Source organism: Lysobacter sp. SCRH-1R, from assembly GCF_057747855.1.
The window spans coordinates 467,452-493,923 of the sequence record NZ_CM173227.1; the positions used below are offsets into that span (position 1 = coordinate 467,452).

The 26,472-nt window shown below is 68.1% G+C and carries 16 protein-coding genes and 1 pseudogene; 11 read left to right on the forward strand and 6 right to left on the reverse strand.

Annotation, left to right across the window (positions count from 1 at the left end):
* Positions 1-328: 328 nt before the first annotated feature.
* Positions 329-862, reverse strand: a complete 534-nt coding sequence (locus AC3ANK_RS02060; RefSeq protein WP_206860201.1) for a cupin domain-containing protein — start codon at positions 860-862, stop codon at positions 329-331.
* A 234-nt stretch (positions 863-1,096) separates the two neighbouring features.
* Between AC3ANK_RS02060 and AC3ANK_RS02065 the strand changes: the two genes are divergently transcribed.
* The 5 genes from AC3ANK_RS02065 to AC3ANK_RS02085 all read left to right on the forward strand — a co-directional run bounded on the left by AC3ANK_RS02065 (position 1,097) and on the right by AC3ANK_RS02085 (position 7,114).
* Complete coding sequence (locus tag AC3ANK_RS02065) at positions 1,097-1,945, forward strand: peptidoglycan DD-metalloendopeptidase family protein (RefSeq protein ID WP_484172008.1); 849 nt, start codon at positions 1,097-1,099, stop codon at positions 1,943-1,945.
* 30 nt (positions 1,946-1,975) lie between these two features.
* Positions 1,976-2,146, forward strand: coding sequence for a hypothetical protein (locus AC3ANK_RS02070; RefSeq protein ID WP_206860199.1), 171 nt, complete (start codon positions 1,976-1,978; stop codon positions 2,144-2,146).
* Between the two features lie 325 nt (positions 2,147-2,471).
* Positions 2,472-4,013, forward strand: a complete 1,542-nt coding sequence (gene xylB, locus AC3ANK_RS02075) for a xylulokinase (protein ID WP_484172009.1) — start codon at positions 2,472-2,474, stop codon at positions 4,011-4,013.
* Between the two features lie 46 nt (positions 4,014-4,059).
* Positions 4,060-5,391, forward strand: coding sequence for a xylose isomerase (xylA, locus tag AC3ANK_RS02080; RefSeq protein ID WP_484172010.1), 1,332 nt, complete (start codon positions 4,060-4,062; stop codon positions 5,389-5,391).
* Between the two features lie 292 nt (positions 5,392-5,683).
* Positions 5,684-7,114: a sugar porter family MFS transporter gene (locus AC3ANK_RS02085; protein ID WP_206860196.1), complete on the forward strand. Its 1,431-nt coding sequence runs from the start codon at positions 5,684-5,686 to the stop codon at positions 7,112-7,114.
* 69 nt (positions 7,115-7,183) lie between these two features.
* On the opposite strand, the gene AC3ANK_RS02090 is transcribed toward AC3ANK_RS02085, so the two are convergent.
* Positions 7,184-8,254 (reverse strand): LacI family DNA-binding transcriptional regulator, encoded by a 1,071-nt coding sequence (locus AC3ANK_RS02090; RefSeq protein WP_242525002.1) that lies wholly within the window; start codon positions 8,252-8,254, stop codon positions 7,184-7,186.
* A gap of 185 nt (positions 8,255-8,439) precedes the next feature.
* Between AC3ANK_RS02090 and AC3ANK_RS02095 the strand changes: the two genes are divergently transcribed.
* The 6 genes from AC3ANK_RS02095 to AC3ANK_RS02120 all read left to right on the forward strand — a co-directional run bounded on the left by AC3ANK_RS02095 (position 8,440) and on the right by AC3ANK_RS02120 (position 20,056).
* A complete protein-coding gene (locus tag AC3ANK_RS02095) occupies positions 8,440-10,575 on the forward strand; it encodes an alpha-glucuronidase family glycosyl hydrolase (protein ID WP_484172011.1) in 2,136 nt (711 codons plus the stop codon).
* A 3-nt stretch (positions 10,576-10,578) separates the two neighbouring features.
* Positions 10,579-12,585, forward strand: coding sequence for a sialate O-acetylesterase (locus AC3ANK_RS02100; protein ID WP_484172012.1), 2,007 nt, complete (start codon positions 10,579-10,581; stop codon positions 12,583-12,585).
* A complete protein-coding gene (manD, locus tag AC3ANK_RS02105; protein ID WP_206860192.1) occupies positions 12,582-13,835 on the forward strand; it encodes a D-mannonate dehydratase ManD in 1,254 nt (417 codons plus the stop codon). Before AC3ANK_RS02100 ends, manD begins: the two co-directional genes overlap by 4 nt.
* A 121-nt stretch (positions 13,836-13,956) precedes the next feature.
* Positions 13,957-15,615 carry a glycoside hydrolase family 43 protein gene (locus AC3ANK_RS02110; RefSeq protein WP_484172013.1) on the forward strand — a complete coding sequence of 553 codons (1,659 nt, stop codon included), beginning with the start codon at positions 13,957-13,959 and terminating at the stop codon, positions 15,613-15,615.
* Positions 15,616-15,636: 21 nt separating this feature from the next.
* Positions 15,637-18,405: a glycoside hydrolase family 3 C-terminal domain-containing protein gene (locus tag AC3ANK_RS02115; protein WP_484172014.1), complete on the forward strand. Its 2,769-nt coding sequence runs from the start codon at positions 15,637-15,639 to the stop codon at positions 18,403-18,405.
* Between the two features lie 190 nt (positions 18,406-18,595).
* A complete protein-coding gene (locus AC3ANK_RS02120; RefSeq protein ID WP_484172015.1) occupies positions 18,596-20,056 on the forward strand; it encodes a mannitol dehydrogenase family protein in 1,461 nt (486 codons plus the stop codon).
* A 94-nt stretch (positions 20,057-20,150) separates the two neighbouring features.
* Here AC3ANK_RS02120 and AC3ANK_RS02125 read toward each other — a convergent pair whose 3' ends face one another.
* From AC3ANK_RS02125 to galB, 4 genes and pseudogenes are all read right to left on the reverse strand, one after another.
* Positions 20,151-21,359 carry a S1 family peptidase gene (locus AC3ANK_RS02125; protein WP_206860188.1) on the reverse strand — a complete coding sequence of 403 codons (1,209 nt, stop codon included), beginning with the start codon at positions 21,357-21,359 and terminating at the stop codon, positions 20,151-20,153.
* Between the two features lie 239 nt (positions 21,360-21,598).
* Entirely contained in the window at positions 21,599-22,585 is a 987-nt protein-coding gene (locus AC3ANK_RS02130; protein ID WP_484172919.1) for an SMP-30/gluconolactonase/LRE family protein, read from the reverse strand.
* Positions 22,571-23,722: pseudogene (locus AC3ANK_RS02135) on the reverse strand (endo-1,4-beta-xylanase); the annotation flags it as partial. The pseudogene AC3ANK_RS02135 and the gene AC3ANK_RS02130, both read right to left, overlap by 15 nt.
* Positions 23,719-26,457 carry a beta-galactosidase GalB gene (gene galB / locus AC3ANK_RS02140; protein WP_484172016.1) on the reverse strand — a complete coding sequence of 913 codons (2,739 nt, stop codon included), beginning with the start codon at positions 26,455-26,457 and terminating at the stop codon, positions 23,719-23,721. The pseudogene AC3ANK_RS02135 and the gene galB, both read right to left, overlap by 4 nt.
* Positions 26,458-26,472 lie beyond the last annotated feature (15 nt).

The following is a 26,472-nucleotide window of genomic DNA, read 5'->3' on the forward strand; positions in this document are numbered from 1 at the left end:
GGTTCGCGAGAGGAATGTGTTGCGCGGCGGAGCGGAAGCAACCGTTGTGCACGCTGTGACCGGTGTCGCAGCGTGCGTCGCGCGCGCTGCGGCGATCGGTGTGCGACGTTCGATGAACGCGGTGGATCGCGTGGATGAACGCATCGCGAAGAGGCGCTATGAGTCCCTCTCCCACCGGGAGAAGGGTGGGGCGAGCGGCAACGAAGCCGAAGCGGTGACGACCGATGCGGCACGGCGCTGCGCTGTTGCTTTCGTCGACCGCGAATGGAACCGGCCGACGCAGGTGGCTTCCAGCGTCCGCCGGCGTGACGTGAACGCGGGGGGCGCCTCAGTCCTCCCAGGCCGCCGCCGAATCGAACAACGTAGGCCGCAGCGGATATTCATCCGCGAACCTCAGCTCGATCCGCGCCGAATCCCCCGCGACGTCGAACGCAGCCGCAGCGGCCCGCGCATCGCGCTGCGAAGCCGGCACCACCAGCGGCTTGCCCTTCTCGACGATGTACGTTGCCAGCTCCGCGCTGCGTCCGGTGCCGACGTTGACGACCTCATGGTTCACGCCATGCGGAATGAAGAGCGTGTCGCCCTGCTTCAGCGTCACCGGTGCGCGGCCTTCCAGGCGGTATTCGAGCGCGCCCTGCGTGACGTAGACGATCTCCTCGCCGTGATGATGGTGGTTGGCGGCGACGATGCCGGGCTCGAACGCGACCAGCACCTGCACCGCTTCGCGGCCGGGCACGGACAGCTCGCTGCGTTGCAGGTCGGTGCGGGTGATGCCGGCGGCCTGCGCGTGCACGACGACGGGGAGGGCGAGGGCGCCGATCGTGGCGAGCAGCGCGACGGCGAGGACGGGGGACGGCTTCATGGCGGGCTCCTTCGGTTGGGGTGGTGCCATTCGAAGGCGGGGGCGTATCGGCGATGTGTCGGCGATCCGGGCGATTTGTATCGGCGTGTACGAAGGCGCCGGCAGCAATAAATCGGCCCACGCGCAAGAGGAACATTGCGCATACCGCCGCCGCCGCCCGCCCGATAACCTCGCCGCCCCGCTCACGGGCGCCGCGATCGCGACGACATGGGCGCTACATCCGGGCAGGTCGTCATGCGTCGTTCCGCAATCCTCGTGGTGTCCGTGTCGCTGGGCCTGTGCGCGTGCACGCCGGCGACGGTGAAGGTGTGGCCCTCGTCGGGCGTGCCGGTTTCGTCGTACGACGGCGGCATCGTCGTGCAGGCGGGCGATTCGCTGTACGGCATCGCCTCGCGCAACGGCGTGAGCGTGATCGACCTGGCGCAGGCGAACGGCATCGCCGAGCCGTTCCTGATCCATCCCGGCGACCGCCTCCGCCTCCCCGCGAAATCCGCATCGAAACCGCCGGTTGCGCGCGCGCCGGCGGCGTCCACCGTCCGCACCGAAGCGCTGCCCGACACGTCCTCGCCGGTGAAGGCGAAGCCGCCCGCGACCAAGCCCGCGGCGAAGAGCGCCGCTTCGAACGCCGCTGCTCCGAAGGCGCCGACCAAGGCGAGCACATCGAAAGCGGCGACGTCCAGCAGCGTTGCCTCGAAAACGCTCGACGCCGACGTGACGCGCTGGCAGTGGCCCGCGAACGGCACGCTGTTGAACGCGCCCGCGCGCGGCGATGCAGCCCCGCGCGCGCTCGACATCGCCGGTGCGGCCGGCAGTCCGGTGCGCGCGGTCGCGGCGGGGAAGGTGCTGTATTCCGGCGAAGGCTCGCCCGGTTACGAACAACTGATCGTGATCGAGCACCCCGGCGGCTGGGTGTCGAGCTACGCGCACAACCGCAAGCGGCTGGTCGGCGAAGGGCAGAACGTCGTCGCGGGCACGCAGGTGGCCGAGATGGGGCGCGTCGGCGCGGGCCGCGACATGCTGCATTTCGAACTGCGCCGCGGCGGGCAGCTCGTCGATCCGCGCACCGTGCTTCCCCCGCGCTGATCCGGCGCCTACACCGCAAGGAACGAACCGATGGGCCTGACGCCTCCGAGTTTCCCGATCTTCTTCATCGCCACGCTGGCCGGCGGCGCCGGGCTGGCGATCCGCCTGGGCTACCTGCCGATGCTGGCGCCGTTCGCGTTCGTGCTGGTCGCACTGGCGTTCGTGCTGCTGTGGATCGCGTGCGTGTTCCGCAACCTGTAGGGCGCTGGTAGCGCTATCGGGACCCGCGGGCGGCTTTTGTCGCCCGGCAGCCTGAGGTGCGCCCGACCTGACTCCTGGGGCAGGGCGATCCTGAATCCGCGCCCGACCCGCCGGGTGCCTCCGTCTCGCTGCGCCGCGACACGGCCAAGTCCTTGTCGCGTAACGCTTTGCGCACTGCAGCAAGGCTTTTTTCTCATCGCTGGTAGAGTGCTACGCACCTACGGGATCCCTTGCTTCCACCCATGTCACTGCTGGTCGGTGTTTCCAGTGCGGATCGTTCCTGCCGCAAAATTGTTAGCGCTAACTTTTCTGGAGCCGGACGCGCATGAGCGCTCAGACACGCCTCTTCGTCGGACTGGACGTGGGGACCCAGAGCGTCAAGCTCGTCGCCTACGACGCGGACTCGCGCCGGGTCGTCGCCACGCACGGGCAGCCGCTGGAGCTCATCGCCGGTAACGACGGCAGCCGCGAGCAGCACGCGCAGTGGTGGATCGACGCGATTCGCGCCTGTTTCGGCAAACTCGACCCGGCGCAGCGCGCCGCCGTCGTGGCGATCGGCGTGTCGGGCCAGCAGCACGGGTTCGTGCCGCTCGACGCGCAGGGCAACGTGCTCGCGCCGGCCAAGCTGTGGTGCGACACCAGCACCAGCGGCGAGTGCGACGAGATCATGTCCGCGGCCGGCGGCGAAGCGTCGTGCGTGACGCTGGCCGGCAATCCGATCCTCGCCGGCTACACCGCGTCGAAGCTGCCGTGGACGCGCAAGCATCGCCCCGAGGTGTACGCGAAGCTCGCCACGATCCTGCTGCCGCACGACTACGTGAACTTCTGGCTCACCGGCCAGCGCTGGATGGAATACGGCGATGCGTCGGGCACGGGCTGGCTCGACGTGCGCACGCGCACGTGGTCGCGCGGGATGCTCGCCGCGACCGATGCCGACACCAATCTCGCCGATTTCCTCCCGCCGCTGGTCGAGGCCGATGCGAGCTTCGGCATCGCGTCGGGCATCGCGGACGAACTTGGCCTGTCGCACGACGTGATCGTCGCGGCCGGCGGGGGCGACAACATGATGGCCGCCATCGGCACCGGCAACGTCGCGCCGGGCGTGCTGACGATGAGCCTGGGCACCTCGGGCACGCTGTTCGCGTGCGCGGATTTTCCGGTCGTCGACGAGAACGCCGGCTGGGCCGCGTTCTGCTCGTCCACCGGCGGCTGGCTGCCGCTGATCTGCACGATGAACTGCACCGTCGCCACCGAGAACGTGGCGAAGCTGTTCGGCTTCTCCAGCCGCGACGGCGAATCGGTGCTGGAAGGCACGAAGCCCGGCGCCGACGGCCTGGTGATGCTGCCGTTCTTCAACGGCGAGCGCACGCCGAACCTGCCGGATGCGCGCGCGAGCCTGCACGGCATCGACATGGCGAACCTCACGCGCGGCAACGTGTACCGCGCCGCGATGGAAGGCGCGACCTACGCGCTGCGCAACGGCTTCGATGCGCTGCGCGCGGCCGGCATGACGTTCGATTCGATCCGCCTCACCGGCGGCGGCAGCCACAGCGCGACGTGGCGGCAGATGGTCGCCGACGTGTTCGACCTGCCCGTGCAGGTGCCGGAACAGGCCGAAGGCGCGGCGTTCGGCGGCGCGTTGCAGGCGCTGTGGGCGTTCGAACGCGCGAGCGGCAAGGACACCCCGATCGCCGGCATCGCGCGCGACCACGTGCGCGTGGACGAAGCCGCCGCCACGCGCCCGGATGCGAACGCGGTCGCCGCCTACGCCGCGCATTACAGGACCTTCCTTACGCATCTCGACGCGACGCAGACGCTGTACGCGCCGCACCCGACCACCCGCGCCGACGCCAGGCAGGCCGCCTGACGCAACGCCGCGCCTCCATCCACCGACCAAAGCGATTCCCACGAACATGAGCAAGCACTTCATCGGCGCCAAGGAATACTTCCCCGGCATTGGCCGCATCCCGTTCGAGGGACGCGATTCGAACAACCCGCTGGCCTTCAAGGTCTACGACGCCAACAAGAAGATCGGCGGCAAGACGATGGAGGAGCACCTGAAGTTCGCCGTGTGCTACTGGCACACCTTCACCAACGCCGGCCACGATCCGTTCGGCCCGGGCACGCGCAGGTTCCCGTGGGAAGGCGCCACCGCGATGCAGACGGCCGAGAACAAGGTCGACGCCGCGTTCGAATTCATCACCAAGCTCGGCGTGCCGTACTACTGCTTCCACGACGTCGACCTGGCGCCGGATGCGGAAGACATCGGCGAGTACGAAAAGAACCTCAAGCACATGGTCGCGCAGGCCAAGCAGCGCCAGAACGACACGGGCGTGAAGCTGCTGTGGGGCACGGCGAACCTGTTCTCGCATCCGCGCTACATGAACGGCGCGTCGACCAACCCGGACTTCAACGTCGTCGCCCGCGCCGCGGTGCAGGTGAAGGCCGCGCTGGACGCGACCGTCGAACTGGGCGGCGAGCACTACGTGTTCTGGGGCGGTCGCGAAGGCTACGCGAGCCTGGTGAACACCAACATGAAGCGCGAGGTCGAGCACTTCGCCCGCTTCCTGACGATGGCGCGCGACTACGGCCGCAGCATCGGCTTCAAGGGCTACTTCCTCATCGAGCCCAAGCCGATGGAGCCGATGAAGCACCAGTACGACTTCGACAGCGCCACCGTCGCCGGTTTCCTGCGCCAGTACGGCCTGCACAAGGACTTCAAGCTCAACATCGAGGCCAATCACGCCACGCTGTCGGGCCACACGTTCGAACACGACCTGCAGGTCGCGTCCGACCACGACCTGCTGGGCTCGATCGACGCCAACCGCGGCAACGCGCAGAACGGCTGGGACACCGACCAGTTCCCGACCGACCTGTACGACACCGTCGGCGCGATGATGGTCGTGCTGCGCCAGGGCGGCCTGGTCGGCGGCCTGAACTTCGACGCGAAGGCGCGTCGCGAGTCGACCGACATGGAAGACCTGTTCATCGCCCACATCGGCGGTATAGACGCGTTCGCGCGCGGCCTGGAAGTGGCGCACGCGCTGCTCAACGACTCGCCGTGGGAGCAGTGGCGCACCGAGCGCTACGCCAGCTTCGACAACGGCGCGGGCGCGGACTTCGAACGCGGCAAGCTCGGCCTGGCCGACCTGCGCGAGCTGGCGGTGAAGAACGGCGAGCCCAGGCAGATCAGCGGCAAGCAGGAGCGTTACGAGAACCTGCTCAACCAGTACCTGCTGCGCTGAGGACGGATTGCGGATTGGCGGGACCCCGGCATCTGTCATTCGTGCCGGGTAAGGGTTAAAAGAGCTGTCATTCCCGCGAAGGCGGGAATCCATGCGTCCGATGCGTCACGCCGTGAAGGCGTGACGCGGTTGAAAGATGGATCCCCGCCTTCGCGGGGATGACGGCTTGAGGCGGTACAGCTCAAGGCGGTGCAGCGCGTGGGGGAAGCTCGCGCTCGTGCCGGTCGAACGTGGACGTGACGGCTCCACCTTCCCGAATCCAAATCCGACTCCTTCAAACGAGACACGCGAAATGAACAGCGCCACGCTCGAAGGTTCCTCATCCGCAAGCGCGGAAAACACCCGCTTCATCATCCTCGTCAGTTGCGTGGCCACCATCGGTGGCTTCCTGTTCGGCTTCGACAGTGGCGTGATCAACGGCACCGTCGATGGATTGCAGCAGGCGTTCCAGTCGACCAAGGCCGGGCTGGGCTTCGAGGTCGCATCCATGCTGCTGGGCTGCGCGATCGGCGCGTTCTTCGCCGGACGCCTTGCCGACCGCTGGGGCCGGCGCTCGGTGCTGATCATCTCGGCCGTGCTGTTCCTGATTTCCGCGCTGGGTTCCGGCGCCGCCACGAGTTCGGCGATGTTCGTCGCCGCGCGCGTGATCGGCGGCTTCGCGGTCGGCGCGGCCAGCGTGATGTCGCCGGCGTACATCGCCGAAGTCGCGTCGGCACGCTATCGCGGACGGCTGGCGACGGTGCAGCAGATCGCCATCATCGGCGGCCTGTTCTGCGCGTTCCTCAGCAACTTCCTGCTGGCCAAGCTGGCCGGCGCGTCCACGCAGCCGCTGTGGCTGGGCCATGAAGCGTGGCGCTGGATGTTCTGGATGATGGCCTTCCCGTCGGCGCTGTTCCTGGTGCTGCTGCTGGCGATTCCGGAAAGCCCGCGCTACCTCGTCGTGAAGAAGCGCAAGGCCGACGCGCTCGCCGTGCTCACGCGCCTGTACGGCGCCAGCGAAGCGCAGGTCAAGCTGACCGAGATCGATGCCTCGCTGTCGAGCGACCATCATCGCCCGCAGCTGTCGGACCTGATCAACAAGGCGACCGGCAGGATCCGTCCGATCGTGTGGATCGGCATCGGCCTTGCGACGTTCCAGCAGCTGGTTGGCATCAACGTCGTGTTCTATTACGGCGCGGTGCTGTGGCAGGCGGTCGGCTTCTCCGAAAGCGACGCGCTGCTGATCAACGTGCTGTCCGGCGCGTTGAGCATCGGCGCCTGCCTGGTCACGGTGCTGCTGATCGACCGCATCGGGCGCAAGCCGCTGCTGTGGATCGGCTCGGTCGGCATGGCGGTGTCGCTCGCCGCGATGACCTTCGCCTTCGCCACCGCGTCGCTGGATGCGAACGGCCGGCTCATGCTGTCCGATTCGATGGGCACGCTGGCGCTGATCGCCGCGAACGTGTACGTGATCTTCTTCAACGCCTCGTGGGGCCCGGTGATGTGGGTCATGCTGGGCGAGATGTTCCCGAACCAGATCCGCGGCTCGGGCCTGGCCGTCGCCGGCGCCGCGCAGTGGACGAGCAACTTCGCCATCACCGTGACCTTCCCGATCCTGCTGGCCGGCATCGGCCTGGCGGCTGCGTACGGCATCTACACCGTGGCGGCGATCGTGTCGGTGTTCTTTGTCCTGAAGTACGTCTACGAGACCAAGGGCAAGGAACTGGAGCAGATGGAAGGCTGAGGCATGGCGCGTCCGGGCGGCTTCAATCGGAGCAGTTCCAGCAGGACGACCCGGGCGCGGCCTTTCAGCTCAGGCGCCGCGCGTGCCCTTCGACGGCGGCGCCACCGAGTCGCGCGTCACCAGCTGGTGCGCGACGACGTGGTCGACCACCACGCGCGTGCTGCGGTCCTTGCGACGGATGCCGCGCAGCAGGATGTCGATGGCCGAATCGGCCATCGACGCGATGGGCTGGTGGATCGTGGTGAGTTCCGGCCAGACCGTGGTCGCGGCGGACGTATCGTCGAACCCGACCACCGACAGGTCGCGCGGCACATCGAGCCCGCGACGGTGCGCGACCGAGACCACGGCGGCGGCCATGTCGTCGTTGCTGGCGAAGATCGCGGTGGGCGGCTTGCGGTGCGAGAGCATCTTCTCGGCCGCGTCCAGGCCCGAGCGGTAGGTGAAGTAACCCTGCTGCACGAGCGCGCCGTCGATCTCGAGCCCGGCCTGCGCGAACGCCGCCTGGAAGCCCTCGTAGCGCCGCGCGCTGGCGGTCTGGTTCGGATGGCCCTTGATGTAGCCGATGCGCGTGTGGCCGAGCGAGATGAGGTGCGCGGTGATCTCCTGGCTGGCGCGGAAGTCGTCGATGCGCACGCAGGAGATTTCCTGGCTGAAGCGGCCCGACGCGATCGCGACGACCGGCACGCCGGCCGACAGGAACTCCGACACCACCGCCTTGGATTCGCACAGCGGCGGCGGCAGGATCACGCCGGCGACGGACTTGCTCATCTCGCGCGCGGCGGCGCGTTGCGCGTCGGCGTTGTAGGTGTCCCAGCTTTCGATCATCAGCTGCGCCGCGGTGCGCGCCGCGCCGCGCAGCGCGCCGACCAGCAGCTCGCGCAGGTAGGCCGAGCTGGGGTTGGTGTAGATCATCGCCACGCGCGTGTGCTGCGCGGCGGCGAGCGAACTGGCGGCGAGGTTGGGCGTATAGCCCAGTTCCTTCACCGCGCGCATCACGCGTTCGCGCGTGCTGTCGCGGACCTTGCCCTGGCCGTTGACCACGCGCGAGACGGTCATCGGCGAAACCGCGGCCAGCACGGCCACTTCGTCGATGGTCACGGCGGCGCCCTTGCGGCGCAGCGATTTCCTCGGCTTCTCCAACGTTCGTTCCTTCTGTCGGCCAGCGGTCGCGGATGCCGCACCCTGCGGCGCCTGCCGCGTCGGGGGCCGCCTCGTCATTCGTTCAACCAGGACTGCGCATGAGAGCTTTGCACATGGTACGGGCATCCCGCACGCCCGGCGACAGCGTACCCGCCGCCCGGCAACGATCCGGCTTCTTCGCCCTCATGCTGCTCCTGCTCGCAGCCCTGCTGCTCCCGCGCCCGGCGGCGGCGGAGGACGGCTACGACCTGTGGCTGCGCTATCGCCCGATCCCGGATGCCGACGCGGAAGCGTATCGGCCCCGCCTCGCGCAGCTCGTCGCCCCGGCCGCCACGCCGACGCAGCGGGCCACGCGCGATGAGCTCGTCCGTGGTCTCGGCGGCCTGCTCGGCGCGGCGCTGCCGATGTCCGGCGCCGCGAAGGTCGAAGGTGCGCTGATCGTCGGCACGCCCACGTCGTCCAAGCAGATCGCCGACCTGAAGCTCGCGACGAAGGACCTCGGCCGCGAGGGCTATCGCATCCGCACGGTCGAGTTCGACGGCCGCGACGCGATCGCCATCGCCGCCAACACCGACGCTGGCGCGATGCACGGCGCGTTCCACCTGCTGCGCCTGCTGCAGACGGGCCAGCCCATCGACGCGCTCGACATCCGCGAAGTCCCGCGCACGCAGCTGCGCATGCTGAACCACTGGGACAACCTCGACCGCAACGTCGAGCGCGGCTATGCCGGCGAATCGATCTGGGACTGGCACAAGCTCCCCGATTACCTCGGCCCGCGCTACACCGACTACGCGCGCGCCAACGCGTCCATCGGCATCAATGCGACCGTGCTCAACAACGTCAACGCGAGCGCGCAGCAGCTCACGCCGATGTACATCGAGAAGGCCGCGGCGCTGGCGAACGTGTTCCGCCCCTACGGCATCCGCGTGTTCCTGAGCGCGCGCTTCAGCGCGCCGGTGGAGATCGGCGGGCTGAAGACGGCCGATCCGCTCGACCCGAAGGTCCGCGCGTGGTGGAACGCGAAGGCCGACGAGATCTACAAGGCCATTCCCGATTTCGGCGGCTTCCTGGTGAAGGCCAATTCCGAAGGCCAGCCCGGCCCGCAGGATTACGGCCGCACGCATGCCGACGGCGCCAACATGATGGCCGACGCGGTGAAGCCGCATGGCGGCATCGTGATCTGGCGTGCGTTCGTCTATTCGCATGAAACGCCGGACGATCGCGCCAAGCAGGCGTACAACGAGTTCGTGCCGCTGGACGGCAGGTTTCGCGACAACGTCATGGTGCAGGTGAAGAACGGCGCCATCGACTTCCAGCCGCGCGAACCGTTCCATCCGCTGTTCGGTGCGATGCCGAAGACGCCGCTGATGATGGAATTCCAGATCACCAAGGAGTACCTCGGCTTCGCGACGCACCTTGCGTACCTGGGCCCGCTGTTCGAGGAAACGCTGCGTGCGGATACCCACGCACGCGGCAAGGGTTCGACGGTGGCGAAGGTCGTCGATGGCGAACTGCACGGTTACCGGCTCACCGGCATGGCCGGCGTGGCGAACATCGGCAGCGACCGCAACTGGAGCGGCTCGCATTTCGACCAGGCCAACTGGTACGTCTTCGGCCGGCTCGCGTGGAATCCGGAACTCTCCTCGCGCGACATCGCGGAAGAGTGGACGCGCATGACGTTCTCCAACGACGGCGACATCGTGCAGCCCGTCGTCGCGATGATGATGGGCTCACGCGAAGCGGTCGTGGATTACATGACGCCGCTCGGCCTGCATCACCTGATGGGCCGCGGCCATCACTACGGCCCGGGCCCGTGGGTCGAAGGCGGCCCGCGCGCGGACTGGACCAGCGTGTATTACCACCGCGCCACGAAGGACGGCATCGGCTTCGATCGCACGACGCGCGGCAGCGATGCGGTGTCGCAGTACGCGAAGCCGGTCGCCGCGCAGTTCGACGATGCGGGCAGGACGCCCGAGGAATTCCTGTTGTGGTTCCACCATCTGCCGTGGGACTACACGACCCGGTCCGGCCGCACGCTGTGGGATGAACTCGTCGTGCATTACTCGCGTGGCGTCGACAAGGTGCGCGACATGCGCCGCACCTGGAACGCTCTGGAAGGCAGGATCGATCCGGAACGCCACGCGCAGATCGCGACCTTCCTGGCGATCCAGGAAAAGGAAGCGCAGTGGTGGCGCGACGCCAGCATCGCGTACTTCCAGACGTTCTCGCAGCGTCCGCTGCCGGACGGCTACGCGCCGCCCGCGCATCCGCTGGACTACTACGAATCGCTCGAATTTCCGTTCGCCCCGGGGAATGGCTGAACCATGTCGATCCGCACCATGCATCGCATTCGAAACCTGGCGCGCGCGCTGTGCGGCGTTGCCGCACTGTCGGCGGCGTTCGTCGCGAACGCGGCCGAAGCCACGCTGCTCCACACGATGTTCCAGGACCACGCCGTGCTGCAGCGCGAGCAGCCGATCCGCGTGTTCGGGCGCGCGAACGCCGGCGAGCAGGTGAAGCTCAGCTTCGCCGGCAAGCGCGCCACCGCGCGCGCCGACGCCGACGGCCACTGGAGCGCGACGCTTCCATCGATGAAGGCCGGTGGCCCGTACACGCTCAGCGCGACGTCCCGCGAGACGACGCAGAACGTGAGCGACGTGATGGTCGGCGACGTCTGGCTGTGTTCCGGCCAGTCGAACATGGAACTGCAGGTGTGGCGATCGCTCGACGCGCGCGCCGAAATCGCGGGTGCGGACAACGATCGCATCCGCCTGCTCACCGTGCCGCAGCACGGCGCGGTCACGCGGCAGGCGACGTTCGCCACGCCGGTGAAGTGGAGGACGACGACGCCCGAGACCGTCCGCGATTTCTCCGCCGCCTGTTACTACTTCGCGCGCGAGCTGCAGAAGACCGTCGACGTGCCGATGGGCCTGATCAACGCCGCGTGGGGCGGATCGCGCATCCAGGCGTGGACCAGTGGCGAAGCGCTGCGCGCGACGAAACTCTACGACGCCGAGCTCGACGTACTGGCGCAGTACGCGACCGATGAAGTCGGGGCGATCGAACGTTGGGGCGACGTGTGGACGCGCTGGTGGAACGCACGCAGCGACGCCAAGCCGGGCGACGAGCCGTGGAGCCGCACGTACTCGCCAGGCAGGGACTGGCGCGCCGCGCCGCGCGAACTCGGCGCGTGGGAGCGCTGGGGCATCCCGGAACTCGCCGCGTTCGACGGCATGGTGTGGTATCGCACCACGGTGAAGCTCACCGCCAGGCAGGCCGCGCAGGACGCGACGCTCGCGCTCGCGCCGGCGGACGAGGTCGACATGACGTGGGTGAATGGTGTCGCCGTCGGCAGTACCTACGGTGCCGGCAGCGGCCGCGAATACGCGTTGCCGAAGGGCCTGCTGAAGGAAGGCGAGAACGTCGTCGTGGTCAACGTGCTCGACACATATCGCGATGGCGGCCTCTCCGGTCCGGCGTCGGCGAACGCGTTGCGTTTCAAGGACGGTTCCAGCGCGCCGTTGTCGAATCCGTGGAAGTTCCGCCTGGTGGCCGGCAGCGACACGCCACCGCGCGCGCCGTGGCAAACCGCCGCCGGACTGTCGACCCTGTACAACGGCATGATCGCGCCGCTGGGCCGCTACAACGTGCGCGGCATGCTCTGGTACCAGGGCGAGTCGAACACGTTCGAAGGCGCGCGTTATCGCGACCTGTTGCGCACGCTGCGCGAGGACTGGCGTTCGCGCTTTGGCGCGAAAACGCCGCTGCTGATCGTGCAGCTGGCCAACTACGGCATGCCGACGACGAAGCCCACCGGGAGCGGCTGGGCGGAACTTCGCGAATCGCAGCGCCTGGTCGCCAACGAGGATGCCAACAGCGGCCTGGTCGTCGCCATCGACATCGGCGACCACTACGACATCCATCCGCCGAACAAGCAGGAACTCGGCCGTCGCCTCGCACGCGCCGCGCGCCATGTCGTGTACGGCGAGGCGCTGCCGCCATCCGGACCGGTACCGGTGTCCGCGCGACGCGTCGATGACGCGGTCGTCGTGACGTTCCGCGACAACACCGGCGATCTGGTCGGCGTCGGCGCGAACGGCCCCATCGGCTTCGAACTGTGCGGCGCGCGGACGGACAGCTGCCGCTACGCCGACGCGAAGGCGTGGAGCAACACCGTCACCCTGCGTTCGCCGAACGCGCACGAAGCCGCGCGCGTGCGCTACTGCTGGGCGGACGGCCCGGTATGCACGCTGTTCGACGGCGCGAACCTTCCGGCCGGCCCCTTCGAACTTCCCCTTCCTTCGCCTTCTTCCGACGACCACGCACGATGAACACCGCCACCACCGAAACCCGTCACGGCTCCACGCGCGACCGCGAGATCGTCGATGCGAAAGTCATCGTCACCTGTCCGGGCCGCAACTTCGTCACGCTGAAGATCACCACGCGTTCGGGCATCACCGGCCTGGGCGATGCGACGCTCAACGGCCGCGAGCTCGCCGTTGCGTCGTACCTTCAGGATCATGTCGTGCCCAACCTGATCGGCCGCGACGCGGGCCGCATCGAGGACATGTGGCAGTTCCTGCATCGCGGCGCGTACTGGCGTCGCGGTCCGGTGACGATGACCGCCATCGCCGCGGTCGACGTCGCGCTGTGGGACATCCTCGGCAAGATGGCGGGCCTGCCGCTGTACCAGCTGCTCGGCGGGCGCTCGCGCGAAGGCGCACTGGTGTACGGGCACGCGAACGGTCGCGACATCGAGGAAACGACCGACGAGGTCGCCAAGTACATCGAGAAGGGGTTCCTCGCGGTGCGCGCGCAATGCGGCGTGCCTGGCGTGAAGAAGGCCTACGGCATCTCCGTCGGCGGCAAGCCGTACGAACCGGCCGAAAGCGAGCTGCCGGCCGAAACGGTCTGGAACACGCCGAAATACCTCAACATCGTGCCGAAGCTGTTCGAACGCCTGCGCGCCGATCATGGCCCCGACGTCGAACTGCTGCACGACGTGCACCATCGCCTCACGCCCATCGAAGCGGCGCGACTGGCCCGCGACCTCGAACCGTTCCGCCTGTTCTGGCTGGAAGACGCCACGCCCGCGGAAAACCAGAAGGGTTTCGAACTGATCCGCAAGCATTCGGTCACCGCGCTGGCGGTGGGCGAGGTGTTCAACTCGATCTGGGACTGCAAGCACCTCATCGAGAACCAGCTGATCGACTACATCCGCACCACCATCGTGCACGGCGGCGGCATCACGCACGTGCGCCGAATCGCCGATTTCGCCGCGCTGCATGCGGTGCGAACGGGCTTCCACGGTGCGACGGATCTGTCGCCGGTGTGCATGGGCGCGGCGCTGCATTTCGACACGTGGGTGCCGAACTTCGGCATCCAGGAATGGATGTTCCATTCGGATGAAACCAACGAGGTCTTCCCGCATGACTACGTCTTCCGCAACGGACGCCTGCACGTCGGCGACACCCCCGGCCACGGCGTCGACATCGACGAGAAGCTCGCCGCCAAATTCCCTTATGCGCCCAAGCAGCTGCCGATCGCGCGGCTGGAGGATGGCGCGATGTGGGATTGGTGATTCGATGAATGCGGTCGTGTCCCTAACCAAGCCGTCATCCCCGCGAAAGCGGGGGCCCAGCGACTTTGCAGCGACGTCTCGTCACCAGGCCGAAAGGCGCTGGGTTCCCGCTTTCGCGGGAATGACGAAGTGGGTGTCGGCACTGGTTCTTTCGGTAGCGTCGATGCCAGTGCTCGCCGCCGAGCCCGTCCTCTTCGACTGGTTCGAATACAAGGGCCACGACGCGCCGTTCGATGCGCCGGTGAAGCCCGGGCAGTACCGCAATCCGATCCTCGCCGGCTTCTATCCCGACCCGAGCATCGTGCGCGCGAACGACCGCTACTACCTGGTCAATTCGACGTTCACGTACTTCCCCGGCATCCCGGTGTTCGAAAGCCGCGACCTCGTGCACTGGACGCAGGTCGGCAACGTGATCGACCGCCCGACGCAGCTGGACTTCGACGGACTGAACATGTCGCGCGGCGTGTTCGCACCCACCATCGAGTACCACGACGGTACGTTCTACGTACTCAATACGTCCGTGGACGCAGGCGGAAACTTCATCGCCACCGCGAAGAATCCGGCCGGCCCGTGGTCCGATCCGATCTGGCTGAAGACCATCGACGGCATCGACCCGTCGCTGTTCTTCGATGGCGACAAGGTCTACCTCATCAACAACGACGCGCCGGAAGGCAAGCCGCTGTACGAAGGCCATCGCGCGATCTGGATGCAACAGCTCGACGCGAAGACGCTGCAGCCGTTCGGCCCGCGCAAGGTGCTGATCAACGGCGGCATGGACCTGTCGCAGAAGCCGATCTGGATCGAAGGCCCGCACATCTACAAGCGCGACGGCTGGTACTACCTCGTCTGCGCCGAAGGCGGCACCAGCCTGCAGCACTCGCAGGTGGTGGCGCGGAGCCGCGACATCTGGGGCCCGTACACGCCGTACGAGCACAATCCGATCCTGACGCAGCGCGATCTTCCCGAAGACCGTGTCGATGCGATCGGCAACGCGGGCCACGCCGACCTCGTGGAAGCCACCGACGGCACGTGGTGGGCGGTGTTCCTCGCCAGTCGCATGTACGACCGCGTGCACTACAACACCGGGCGCGAGACCTTCCTGCTGCCGGTGGAATGGAAGGACGGCTGGCCGACGATCCTCGCCCACGGCAAGCGCATTCCGCAGGTCGCCGATGGCCCGTCGTTCATGCAGCGGGGCGCGACGCAGGCGCCGCTGAGCGGCAACTTCACCTGGCGCGACGACTTCGACAAACCGGCGCTCGACACGACGTGGCTGTTCGCGCGCGTGCCGAAGACGCAGTGGGCCGACCTGCGCACGCACGCGGGCAAGCTGGCGATCGCGCCGGGCGAAGGGCTCGACACGCTGCGCAATCCGACCTTCCTCGCGCGGCGGCAGCAGCACCTTTCGTTCGAAGCGAGCACGGCGATGACGGTGCCGACCGAGTCCGGTACCGAAGCGGGTATCGCCGCGTTCCAGAACGAGAACTACTGGTACTCAATTGGCGCGCAACGCATCGGCAGCGGCGTGACGCTGACGGTGCGCAAGCGGCAGAAGGACGCGACCGAAACGCTCGCGACCGCGACGCTGCCGGCCGGCACGAAGGCCCTGAAGCTGAAGATCGAAGGCGATGCGGGCGACTACGCGTTCGCCTACGACGCGGGCCAGGGCTGGAAGTGGTTGAAGCAGGACGTGGACGGCACGGTGCTCAGCACCGATGTCGCGGGTGGCTTCATCGGAGTGACGGTGGGGCCGTATGCACATGACACGCAAGGCCACTGAGAGGTGATCGGAATGGACGTCATGAACGTCGCGATTGACCCGCGGACCCGTTCGCATAGCTCCCGCGAAAGCGGGAACCCAGCGACTTCCACTCCGCCACGCGTCCGATCCGGGCGCCGTGTACTGGCAGCAGCCCTGCTGCTCTCGGCATGCGCGCAGGCTTTCTGCGCGCAGGCGGCCGGGCAGGCGAAGGCCGGCAGCACCGACCGCCCCTGGCTCGACACCAGCCGCAGCTTCGAACAGCGCGCCGCCGACCTCGTCTCGCGCATGACGCTGGACGAGAAGGCCGCGCAGATGCAGAACGCCGCCCCGGCGATCGATCGCCTCGGCGTGCCCGCGTACGACTGGTGGAACGAAGCGCTGCACGGCGTCGCGCGTGCAGGCGGCGCAACGGTGTTTCCGCAGGCCATCGGCATGGCGGCGACGTTCGACGTGCCGCTGATGGCGCAGATCAGCCAAGCCATCAGCGACGAAGCGCGCGCCAAGCACCACGAGTTCGCGCGCCAGGGCCAGCGCGGGCGCTACCAGGGCCTCACGTTCTGGTCGCCGAACATCAACATCTTCCGCGACCCGCGCTGGGGCCGTGGACAGGAAACCTACGGCGAGGATCCGTACCTGACCTCGCGCATGGGCGTGACGTTCGTGAAGGGCCTGCAGGGCGACGATCCGAAGTACCGCAAGCTCGACGCCACGGCCAAGCATTTCGCCGTGCACAGCGGCCCCGAAGCCGATCGCCACACCTTCGATGCGAAGCCGACCGAGCGCGATCTTCGCGAGACGTATCTCCCCGCATTCGAGGCGCTGGTGAAGGAAGGGGACGTCGATGCCGTGATGGGCGCGTACAACCGCGTCTACGGCGAATCAGCGAGCGCCAGCAAATTCCTGCTGCAGGACATCCTGCGCGGCGAGTGGGGCTTCAAGGGTTACGTCGTGTCCGATTGCTGGGCGATCGTCGACATCTGGAAGAATCACAAGATCGTGGCGACGCCGGAAGAAGCCGCGGCGCTCGCGGTGAAGAACGGCACGCAGCTCGACTGCGGCGACACGTACCTGCCGTCGCTGCCGGTGGCGGTCCGCAAGGGCCTGATTCCCGAGGCCGAGGTCGATGCCGCGCTCACGAAGCTCTACACCGCGCGCATGCGGCTGGGCATGTTCGAGCCGCCTTCGCAGGTGCGCTGGGCGGGCATTCCGTACTCGGTGAACCAGTCGCCCGAGCACGACGCGCTCTCGCGCAAGGTCGCGCAGGAATCGATCGTGCTGCTGAAGAACGACGGCGTGCTGCCGTTGTCGCGCGACGTGAAACGCATCGCTGTCGTCGGCCCCACCGCGGACGACACGATGGCATTGCTCGGCAACTACTACGGCACGCCGAAGGCGCCGGTGACCATCCTGCAGGGCATCCGCGAAGCCGCGCCGAACGCGACGATCGTGCATGCGCGCGGCGTCGATCTGGTGGAAGGCCGCGACGATCCCGCGGCCAATCCGCTGATCGAACCGCAGTACCTGCGCCCCGAAGCCGGTTCGACCGAACGCGGCCTGCGCGGCGAGTACTTCCGCAATCGCGAGCTCGAGGGCAAGCCGACCCTGGTGCGCGTGGATCCGCAGATCGGCTTCCGCTGGGATCGCGGCTCGCCGACCGACAACCTGATGGCACGTGGCGAAGCGCAGGGCGGCCAGGACGTTCCGGCTGACGATTTCAGCATCCGCTGGAGCGGCCAGCTGCTGCCGCCGGTGAGTGGCACCTACCAGATCGAAGCCGCCGGCAACGACGGCGTCCGGTTGTACCTCGACGACAAGCTGGTGATCGACCACTGGCAGAACAGTGATCGCCTGCATGCCGAGCATGCGGACGTCGAACTGGAAGCGGGTCGTGCATACAACATCCGCCTCGGGTACTACGAGCGCGAACGCGATGCCGGCGTACGCCTCGCGTGGCGCATGCCGGGCGCGAAGCCGCCGTTCGAGGAAGCGGTGCAGGCCGCGCGCGATTCGGACGTCGTCGTCTTTGTCGGCGGACTCACCGGTGACGTCGAAGGCGAGGAGATGACGGTCAACTATCCCGGCTTCGCCGGCGGCGACCGCACCGATATCCGCCTGCCCGAAACGCAGCGCAAGCTGCTCGAAGCGCTGCACGCCACGGGCAAGCCGGTGGTGATGGTGTTGACCGCGGGCTCGGCGATCGCGGTGGACTGGGCGAAGCAGAACCTGCCCGCGATCGTGATGGCGTGGTATCCGGGCCAGCGCGGCGGCAACGCCGTGGCTGATGTGCTGTTCGGCGATGCGAATCCCGCCGGCCGCCTGCCCGTCACCTTCTACAAGGCCGACGAGAAGCTGCCCGCATTCGACGACTATGCGATGCGCAACCGCACGTACCGCTACTTCGAAGGCGAGCCGCTGTATCCGTTCGGCCATGGACTGTCGTACACCACGTTCGCGTACTCGGGCCTGAAGCTCGACCGCGCGAGCGCGTCGCCATCGCAACCGGTGACCGCGACCGTGCAGGTGAAGAACACCGGCAAGCGCGCGGGCGACGAGGTGGTCCAGCTGTACCTGCATCTGCTCGATCCGAAGCGCGAGCGCGCGCGCAAGGACCTGCGCGGCTTCCAGCGCGTGCACCTGCAGCCGGGCGAATCGCGCGAGGTGAGTTTCACGATCACGCCTGCGAACGATCTGCGGACGTGGGATGAAGCGCGCGATGCGTATGCGGTGGATCCGGGCGCGTATGAAGTGCAGATCGGCGCGTCGAGTGCGGATGTGCGCGTAAGGAAAACCTTGACCGTCACCAGATAACACAAACTCCCTGAGCTGTCGTTCCCGGGAAGGCGGGAACCCAACTGCCAGCCGCGTCACTCTCTTCGGAAGACGCGTCGCGACGACCAGCTGGATCCCCGCCTTCGCGGGGATGACGGTTCCCATCGCATCACGGCGACACGTCACGACGATCCATCACGCCGACCCAACGCGAACACAGCAGTACGACATGACCGACCGCCGACTCGACGCCACCACGCTCGCCACGCTTCCCCCCGACATCCAGCGCCCGGACTACGACCGCGCCGCCACGAGGATCGGCATCGTCCACCTCGGCGTCGGCGCGTTTCATCGCGCGCACCAGGCGGTGTACGTCGACGATGTGCTCGCGCACGATCCTGCCTGGGCCATCTGCGGCGTGTCGCTCAACAGCGTCGAGGTGCGCGACGCGCTCGCGCCGCAGGACGGGCTGTACACGCTCGCGCTGCTCGGCGAACGGCCGCGCCTGCGCGTCATCGGCGCGCTGCGTGAAGTGCTCGCCGCGCGCGAGGAGGGCGGGCGCGTGCTCGCACGACTCGCCGACCCCGACGTCCGCCTGGTCACGCTGACGATCACCGAGAAGGGCTATTGCCTCGCCGCGGACGAACTCGACTTCGCGCATCCGGACATCGTGCGCGACCTGGAGAACCCCAGAACGCCCGTCAGCGCCATCGGCCACCTCGTCGAAGGCCTGCGTCGTCGAAAGGCGCAGCGGCTGCCGCCGTTCACCGTGCTCAGCTGCGACAACCTGCCCGACAACGGCGGCAAGCTGCGTCGCGCGGTGGTGGCGTTCGCCGATCGCATCGACCACGACCTCGCGTGCTGGATCGCCGAGAACGCCACGTTCCCGCGTTCAATGGTCGACAGCATCACGCCCGCCACCGACGACGCGCTGCGCGATCGCGTGGCGGGCGAACTGGGCTGCATCGACGCGTGGCCCGTGCAGCGCGAGGCGTACACGCAGTGGGTGGTCGAGGACGCGTTCTGCAACGGGCGCCCGCCGCTGGAACGCGCCGGCGTCACGATGAGCGACGACATCGCCGGCTACGACCGCGCGAAGCTGCGCCTGCTCAACGCGCCGCATTCGGCGCTGGCGTACCTGGGCTCGCTGATGGAGATCGAAACGGTCGCGCAGGCGATGGCGACGCCGGTGCTCGCGGGTTTCGTCGAACGGCTGATGCGCGAGGCGATCGCGCCGAACGTCGCCGCGCCGCGCGGGTTCGATGCGGCGCATTACATCGATGCGATCCTCGAACGCTTCCGCAATCCGGCGATCCAGCACCGGCTTTCGCAGATTGCGTGGGACGGCTCGCAGAAGATTCCGGTGCGACTGCTGGGCACGATCGCCGATGCGCTGGCGGCAGGGCGTTCGATCGATCCGCTCTGCGTGCCGGTGGCAGGCTGGCTGCGTTACGTGCGGCGGCAGGCGAAGGCGGGCGTGGCGATCGTGGATCCGATGGCCGATGCGCTTGCTGCGGTTGGGCGGCAGTGCGATGGCTCGGCGGCGGACGTGGATGCGTTCCTGCGGCTCGATGCGGTGTTCGCGCCGCTGTCTGCCGATGCGCGGTTCGTCGGGGCGCTGCGTGTGGCGTATGTCGCGTTGGGAGATGCGTCGCCGGAGGCGGTTGCGCGGGCTTTGTCGGAGATGTGAGCGGGGGGGCGGGCGTTACGGGCTTGCACTTCACCCTTCCCAACCCTCCCCTGCACGTGCAGGGGAGGGAGTCGGTGAGGTAGCGGGTTAAGGATCAGGCGCCGGTCAGCAGCGTCAGGTTGTAGTTCTGCAGGATCGGAAGCAGCGGCTGGTAGAAGCTGCGCGTGCGGTTGTTCGGCTGCTTGCCCTTGCAGCTGCCGCTGCCGCCCGACAGCACGCCCTGCGCCTGGCCCGGGCCGGTGATGAACGAGCCGCCCGAGTCGCCGCCTTCCGAGCACGCGGTGGTGCGCGTGAGGTTGAGGATCGTCTCGCCCGTGCTGTAGTTGACCGTCTGGTTCTTCGCTTCGATCGTGCCGCAGCGCCAGCCGGTGGTGCGGCCCGAACGGCAGATCGCCGCGCCCACGGCGGCTTCGGTGCTGCCGCGCACGACCACGTCGCCGCTGCCGTAGCCGGACACTTCCGGCGTCAGCGTGTGGCCGGCATCCACCTTCACCCACGCGAAGTCGTTGCCGGTCTGGCCCGGCGCGGGGAAGCTGGAGGCGACGAACGAGCCGATCTTCGGGCCCAGCGTCCACTGCGAGGGTTCGAAGTACGTCGCTTCGCCCGCATCGCCGCAGTGGCCGGCGGTGACGAAGCCGCCCTGCGTGACCGGGAAGCCGATCGAGCACGCGTACAGATAGCCGTCGCCCGGATTGCGCAGGTAACCCAGGCCGCCTTCCAGCGCGACGCGCAGGCTCGGCTGCTCCTCGGCGGTTTCCAGGCGGACGGTACGGCTGTCGATGCCGCTGGCGGCGATGAAGTCGATGCCGGCCTGCTCATGGCCCTTGCCGACGCTCACCACGACGCTGTTGCCAGGCAGGTCGACGTACCAGCCGTACACGCCCGCGGGCGCCTTGCCGCGGGAGAGCGCGGCATCGAGCTGCGCCTTGGACGTGTCGAGCACGGCCAGGCTGTGGCGGGCATTGCGGATCTCCACGTCGGCCGGGCCCTTCTGCGCGCGCAGCGACGTGGTCGCCACGACCACCTTGAACTGCCCGTTCGCCGCGCGTTCGATCCAGCTGCCCGCGTAGTTGCGACCCTGCGCGGCGGCGAGCGGCTTGCCCTGTACTTCGGCGAGCCGTTCGATCTTCAGGTACTGCGCCAGCTGGGCCGAATCGAGCCCGAGATCGCGCTGCATCGCCGCGCGCACCGCGGACGGCAGCTGATCGGACGGTCCCGCCGCGGACGCCGTCATGGCGGCGAGCAGCGGAAGCGGCGAAAGGACATAGAGGCCGCGTTTGGCCCATGAAGCGAACTTGCGCATCGGCATCACCCCGAATGAATGAAGGTCGGAAAACCGGGCCCCCGAACGTTGCGGTGCATCGCACCGGAACGGACGAGCGGCGACCGGTCGGCCGATCCTGCGCGCGCAATTGCAGGAAAAATGTGAAGGCGTCCGACAACACGCGGACGCCGCGACAGGCCCGCGCAAGGGCTGTGATCGGGGTCGGTTTTCCGCAACGCCAACCGACCGCTCGTCGGAATGAACAGGCGCCGCGAACGCTACCGGTCGAACCCGATACCCATCGCATTCACGCGAATGCGCGCGAGAAACGTGTGCGAGGTGAGGTACAGCGTGCGGCCATCGTTCCCGAAGGTCGCGTTCGAGACGCGCGCGCCGGTGGCGATCATGCCGAGTCGCTTTCCGTTCGCGTCCATCACCAGCAGCCCGCCGGGCGCGCTCGCGAACAGGTGTCCGTCGCGTGACACGGTCAGCCCGTCCGGCGCGCCGGACGCGCCCGCGGCGATCAGGTCGGAGGCATCGCCGAGCACGCGGCGCCCATCCACCTCGCCGCGCGCGTCGAGTTCGTACGCCATCCACACCGGGTGTTCGGGATCGGAGTTGGCGACGTACAGCGTGCGTTCGTCCGGCGACAGCGCGATGCCGTTGGGAAACTTCAGTCCGCCTTCGATGAGGTGCACCGAGCCGTCGGGGTCGAGGCGATACACGCCATTGACTGGCTGCTCCTTCAGGGGCGAGGCATCGATGCCCTTCAAACCGTACGGCGGATCGGTGAAGAACACCGTGCCGTCGCTGCGTCGCGCGATGTCGTTCGGACTGTTGAAGCGCTTGCCGCCGTAGGTTGCCGCGAGCGTCGTCCGGCGCTTGTTCCGCGGATCGAAGCGCGCGATCAGTCGCGAGCCCGAATCGGCGAGCAGCACGGTGCCGCCCGGCTCGACCTCCATGCCGTTCGCGCCGGCCTCGCGCAGGCCGGCCGTGTCGGGCCCGGCATAACCGGACGGCTTGAGGAACGGCGACGCCCCCTCGCGCGGCGACCAGCGATGCATCGCGTTCGCCGGCACGTCGTTGAACAGCAGGTAGCCGCCCTCCGCGATCCACGCCGGACCTTCGGCCCAGGTGAAGCCGTCGGCGATTTTCTCGATGCGCGCATCCTCCGGCACCAGCGCATGGAACGCCGGATCAAACGCGGTGACGCGACCAATGGTTTCGCCGGCGGAATCCGTCCGTTCGTCCGGCACGCGCAGCACCGCGTCGAGCGCCGGCTTGGGCTGTCGCCCGCGATCGAACAGCAACGGGTAGTTGATGCGACCCGGCACCGGGTAATCGTTCTTCCACGACATGCCATCGTGCACGCCCCACAGGCTCACGCGATCGATCACGTCGCGCTTGCGATGGAACAGCGCGAACAGCTCGGCGTAGCGGTCCGCGAGGCGCTGCTGCACGTCGGCGGGAAGACCGTCGCGATACGGATCGAGATAGCGCTTGAACTCCGGCAGCTGGAACTGCTTGTGCGCCATCACGCTGCCGATCACCTGGCCTTCGCGCGTGAGCGGCAGCACGTCGACGTCGAGCTCGGTGATCATCACCTTCAGGCCGAGCGCGGCATACGCGTCGATCGCGGCCTCGATGTCGGCGAGGCTCGGATAGTTCAGGCCCCAATGACCCTGCATGCCGATGCCGTCGATGCGGATGCCCTGCGCCTGCAGCATCTTCACCATGCGCACGATGCCGTCGCGCTTCTCCGGCCGCCAGGTGTTGAAATCGTTGTAGTACAGCTCCGCGTCCGGCGCGTACCGATGCGCGAAGCGGAATGCGTGCATCACGAGTTCGTCGCCATCGCCGACGCCGCGCACCCACACGGTGTCGCGGTAGGTGCCGTCCTCGTCGATGACCTCGTTCACCACGTCCCAGGCGTGCACGCGACCCTTGTAGCGTCCGGCCACCTTCTCGATGTACGCGCGCATGCGCTCGATCTGCGCCTCGCGCGTGTTCGGCTGGCCGTCGGCGTCGACGAAGAACCAGTCGGGTGTCTGGTTGTGCCACACCAGCGTATGGCCGATCACGAACATGCCGTGCCTGCGGCCGAAATCGACGAACGCGTCCGCCGCGGCGAAGTCGTAGACGCCGGGCTTCGGGTTGACCACTTCCGCCTTCATCACGTTCTCGGCGGTGATCGCGTCGAAGTGCTTCGCCGTAAGCGCCTGCGACGCGGCATCGCGACCGGCCACGATGTCGTCGTTCACGGCCACGCCGAGTCGGAAGTCGTCGGCGTACGCGGCCTTCAACGTCGTGGCGGGCGTCGCGCCCATCGCGGGCGCCAGCGCGAACGCGCCGGAGAGCACTGCCGCGAGCAGCAGCCGGGAAGGGGGGCGTGATGTCGTCATGGAGTCTCCTGGTCGCGGCTTTCGAGGGTGATGCGCGCGCCCTGCAATCCGTCCGCATCGGCGCGCAACGTGATGACGCCTTCCATGTCCGGCACGCCGCGCACGATCGCCAGCGCGAGGCCGCTGAAGGCGCGGCGTTCGTGCGACGGGAACGCGTCCATGTCGGTCGGATCGCCGTTGTCGGTGGCGACGATCTCGCCGGGGCCTTCGATGCTGAAGCGGATGCGGTCGCTCGCGGTCGGCATCGGGGTGCCGTCGCGATCGAGCACGCGCACGGTGACGAAGACGAGATCGCGGCCGTCGTTGGCGAGGACGCGTCGATCGGGCGACGCATCGAGCTTCGCCGATGCGCCCGCGGTGCGCGCCGATGCGCTCGCCCACGGCTTTCCATTCCGGTACGCCTGCACACGGATTTCGCCAGGTTCGTACACGACGTCGTCCCACCGCATGCGGTACTCGCACGGCGCCTTCTTCCTGCGTCCTTGCGACACGCCGTTGACGAACAGCTCGGCCTCGTCGCCCGACGTGAACACATGCACCGGTGTCGCCTGGCCCTCGCGCCCGGGCCAGGTCCAGTGTGGCAGCAGGTGCGCCATCGGCAGGTCGGGGCGCCAGCGCGACTGGTAGAGGAAATAGCGATCCTTCGGAAAACCCGCGAGGTCCACGATGCCCGAATACGAACTGCGCGAGTCGTAGTACGGCGTCGGTTCGCCGAGGTAATCGAAGCCGGTCCACACGAACTCGCCGGCGACGAACGGATGCCGGTCCAGGCTCGCGAACACCTTGTCGGCGCTGGATCCGAAATCCACCGCGTGCAGCTCGTACGCGCTCACCTGGCGGACCGACGAATCGCCGCCGTTGCCATCGTGCACCGGCGCACTGGTTTTCGTCGTCACCGGGAACAGGTACACGCCACGGCTGCTGAGCGCCGATGCGGTCTCGGTGCTGACGATCGCCTTGTCGGGAAACGCCGCGTGGAACGCGTCGTACTGCGGCGGCGTGCGGATGCGGTCGGTGCCTTCGAACTCCGGCTCCTGGCGGATGCCTTCGCCCTGGTAGTTCAGGCCGATCACGTCGAGCTCGCGCGGCAGTGGCATGTCGGGCTTGGCCCAGTTCATCGCGTTGATCGTCGGGCGGGTGGGGTCTTCCTCGCGCGCGATCGCCTGCAGCCTGCGCGCGATCGCCGCGCCTTCGTCGCCGGTGTACTGCTCGCCGACCTCGTTGCCGACGCCCCACAGGACGATCGACGGATGATTGCGGTCGCGTCGCAGCATCGCGCGCAGGTCGGGCTCATGCCAGTCGGGGAAGACCAGGTGGAAGTCGAGCGGCGTCTTCTTCCGTTCCCACGAATCGAATACTTCGTCGACCACGAGAAAGCCCATGCGGTCGGCGAGTTCGAGCAGCTCCGGCGCCGGCGGATTGTGCGCCATGCGCACGGCATTCGCGCCCATGTCGCGCAGGATTTCCAGCTGGCGCCGAGCCGCGCGCACGTTGAACGCCGCGCCAAGCGCGCCGAGGTCGTGGTGGTTGTTCACGCCACGGATGACGATGCGTTCGCCGTTGACGAACAGGCCGTCGTCCGCATCGAAACGGATGCTGCGGATGCCGAACGGCGTCTCCACGCGATCGATCGCGCGGCCATCGCGCGCGATCGTGGTGACGGCGAGATAACGGCTCGGTTGCTGCGTCGGCGGCGGGCCCCAGAGGCGCGGGTTCGCCAGCGTCGTGGACGCGGTCAGTGCCGCGGTCGCGTTCGCATCGATGCGCGCATTGCCGTGGTCGATGCGCGCGACGGCGCGGCCACGGCGGCTGCCGTTCGCGTCGAGTTCGAACAGCTCCGTCGTCGCGGATACGTCGGCCGCGCCCGCCGAATCGTTGTCGATCGACACCTCGAGCGTGACGGTGGCGGCATGCTTCGACACTTTCGGCGTCGTCACGCGCGTGCCCCAATGCGCGACGTGCACGGGGCCGGTCTTCACCAGCCACACGTTCCGATAGAGTCCCGCGCCCGGGTACCAGCGCGCCGACTCGGGCGGATTGTCGAGCCGGATCGCGAGCTGGTTCCTTCCGCCCGGAACCACGTAGGGCGTGAGGTCCACGCGCCAGCCGTTGTAGCCGTACGGCCAGCCGCCGACGAGCCTGCCGTTGAGCCACACCGTCGCGTACGACATCGCGCCGTCGACGTCGAGGAAGATCGAGCGGCCGGCATCACCGGCCGGGATGTCGAGCGTGCGGCGGTACCACGCCGGCCCCCACGTCCGAAGACGACCCATGCCACCGTAGGGGCCGTCTTTCAGGAACGGCCCGGCGATGGCCCAGTCGTGCGGCAGCGCGACCAGCTTCCACGCGCGATCGTCGAAATCGCGCTGCACGAACGGTACGTCGCTGCCGGGATCGCCCGGCGGGCGCACGTGGCGACGCGCCGGATCGCGGATCAGCGGATTCGCGGTCGGCAGGATCCACGGCTTCAGCACCCGCTGGCCGTTCGCGTGGACTTTCGCCGCTTCCTCTGGACGCGCGTCGGCATCCTTGCCGTCGGCGCTCTGAGCGACTTCAGGACGCACGTCGTAGTCGAGCCCCGTGACGCCGGCGGGATCGCCCTTGTGGAAGCGCCAGCCGGTGTCGAGGAGGTGGCGTTCACGCGGCGCGGCGAAGGCGAGGCACGACGCCGCCGCCAGCCACAGCGCCAACGCGAGCGAACACGCGTGCCGTACGCGCTTCCGATGCGGTCGCAAGTCCCTTCCCTCCGT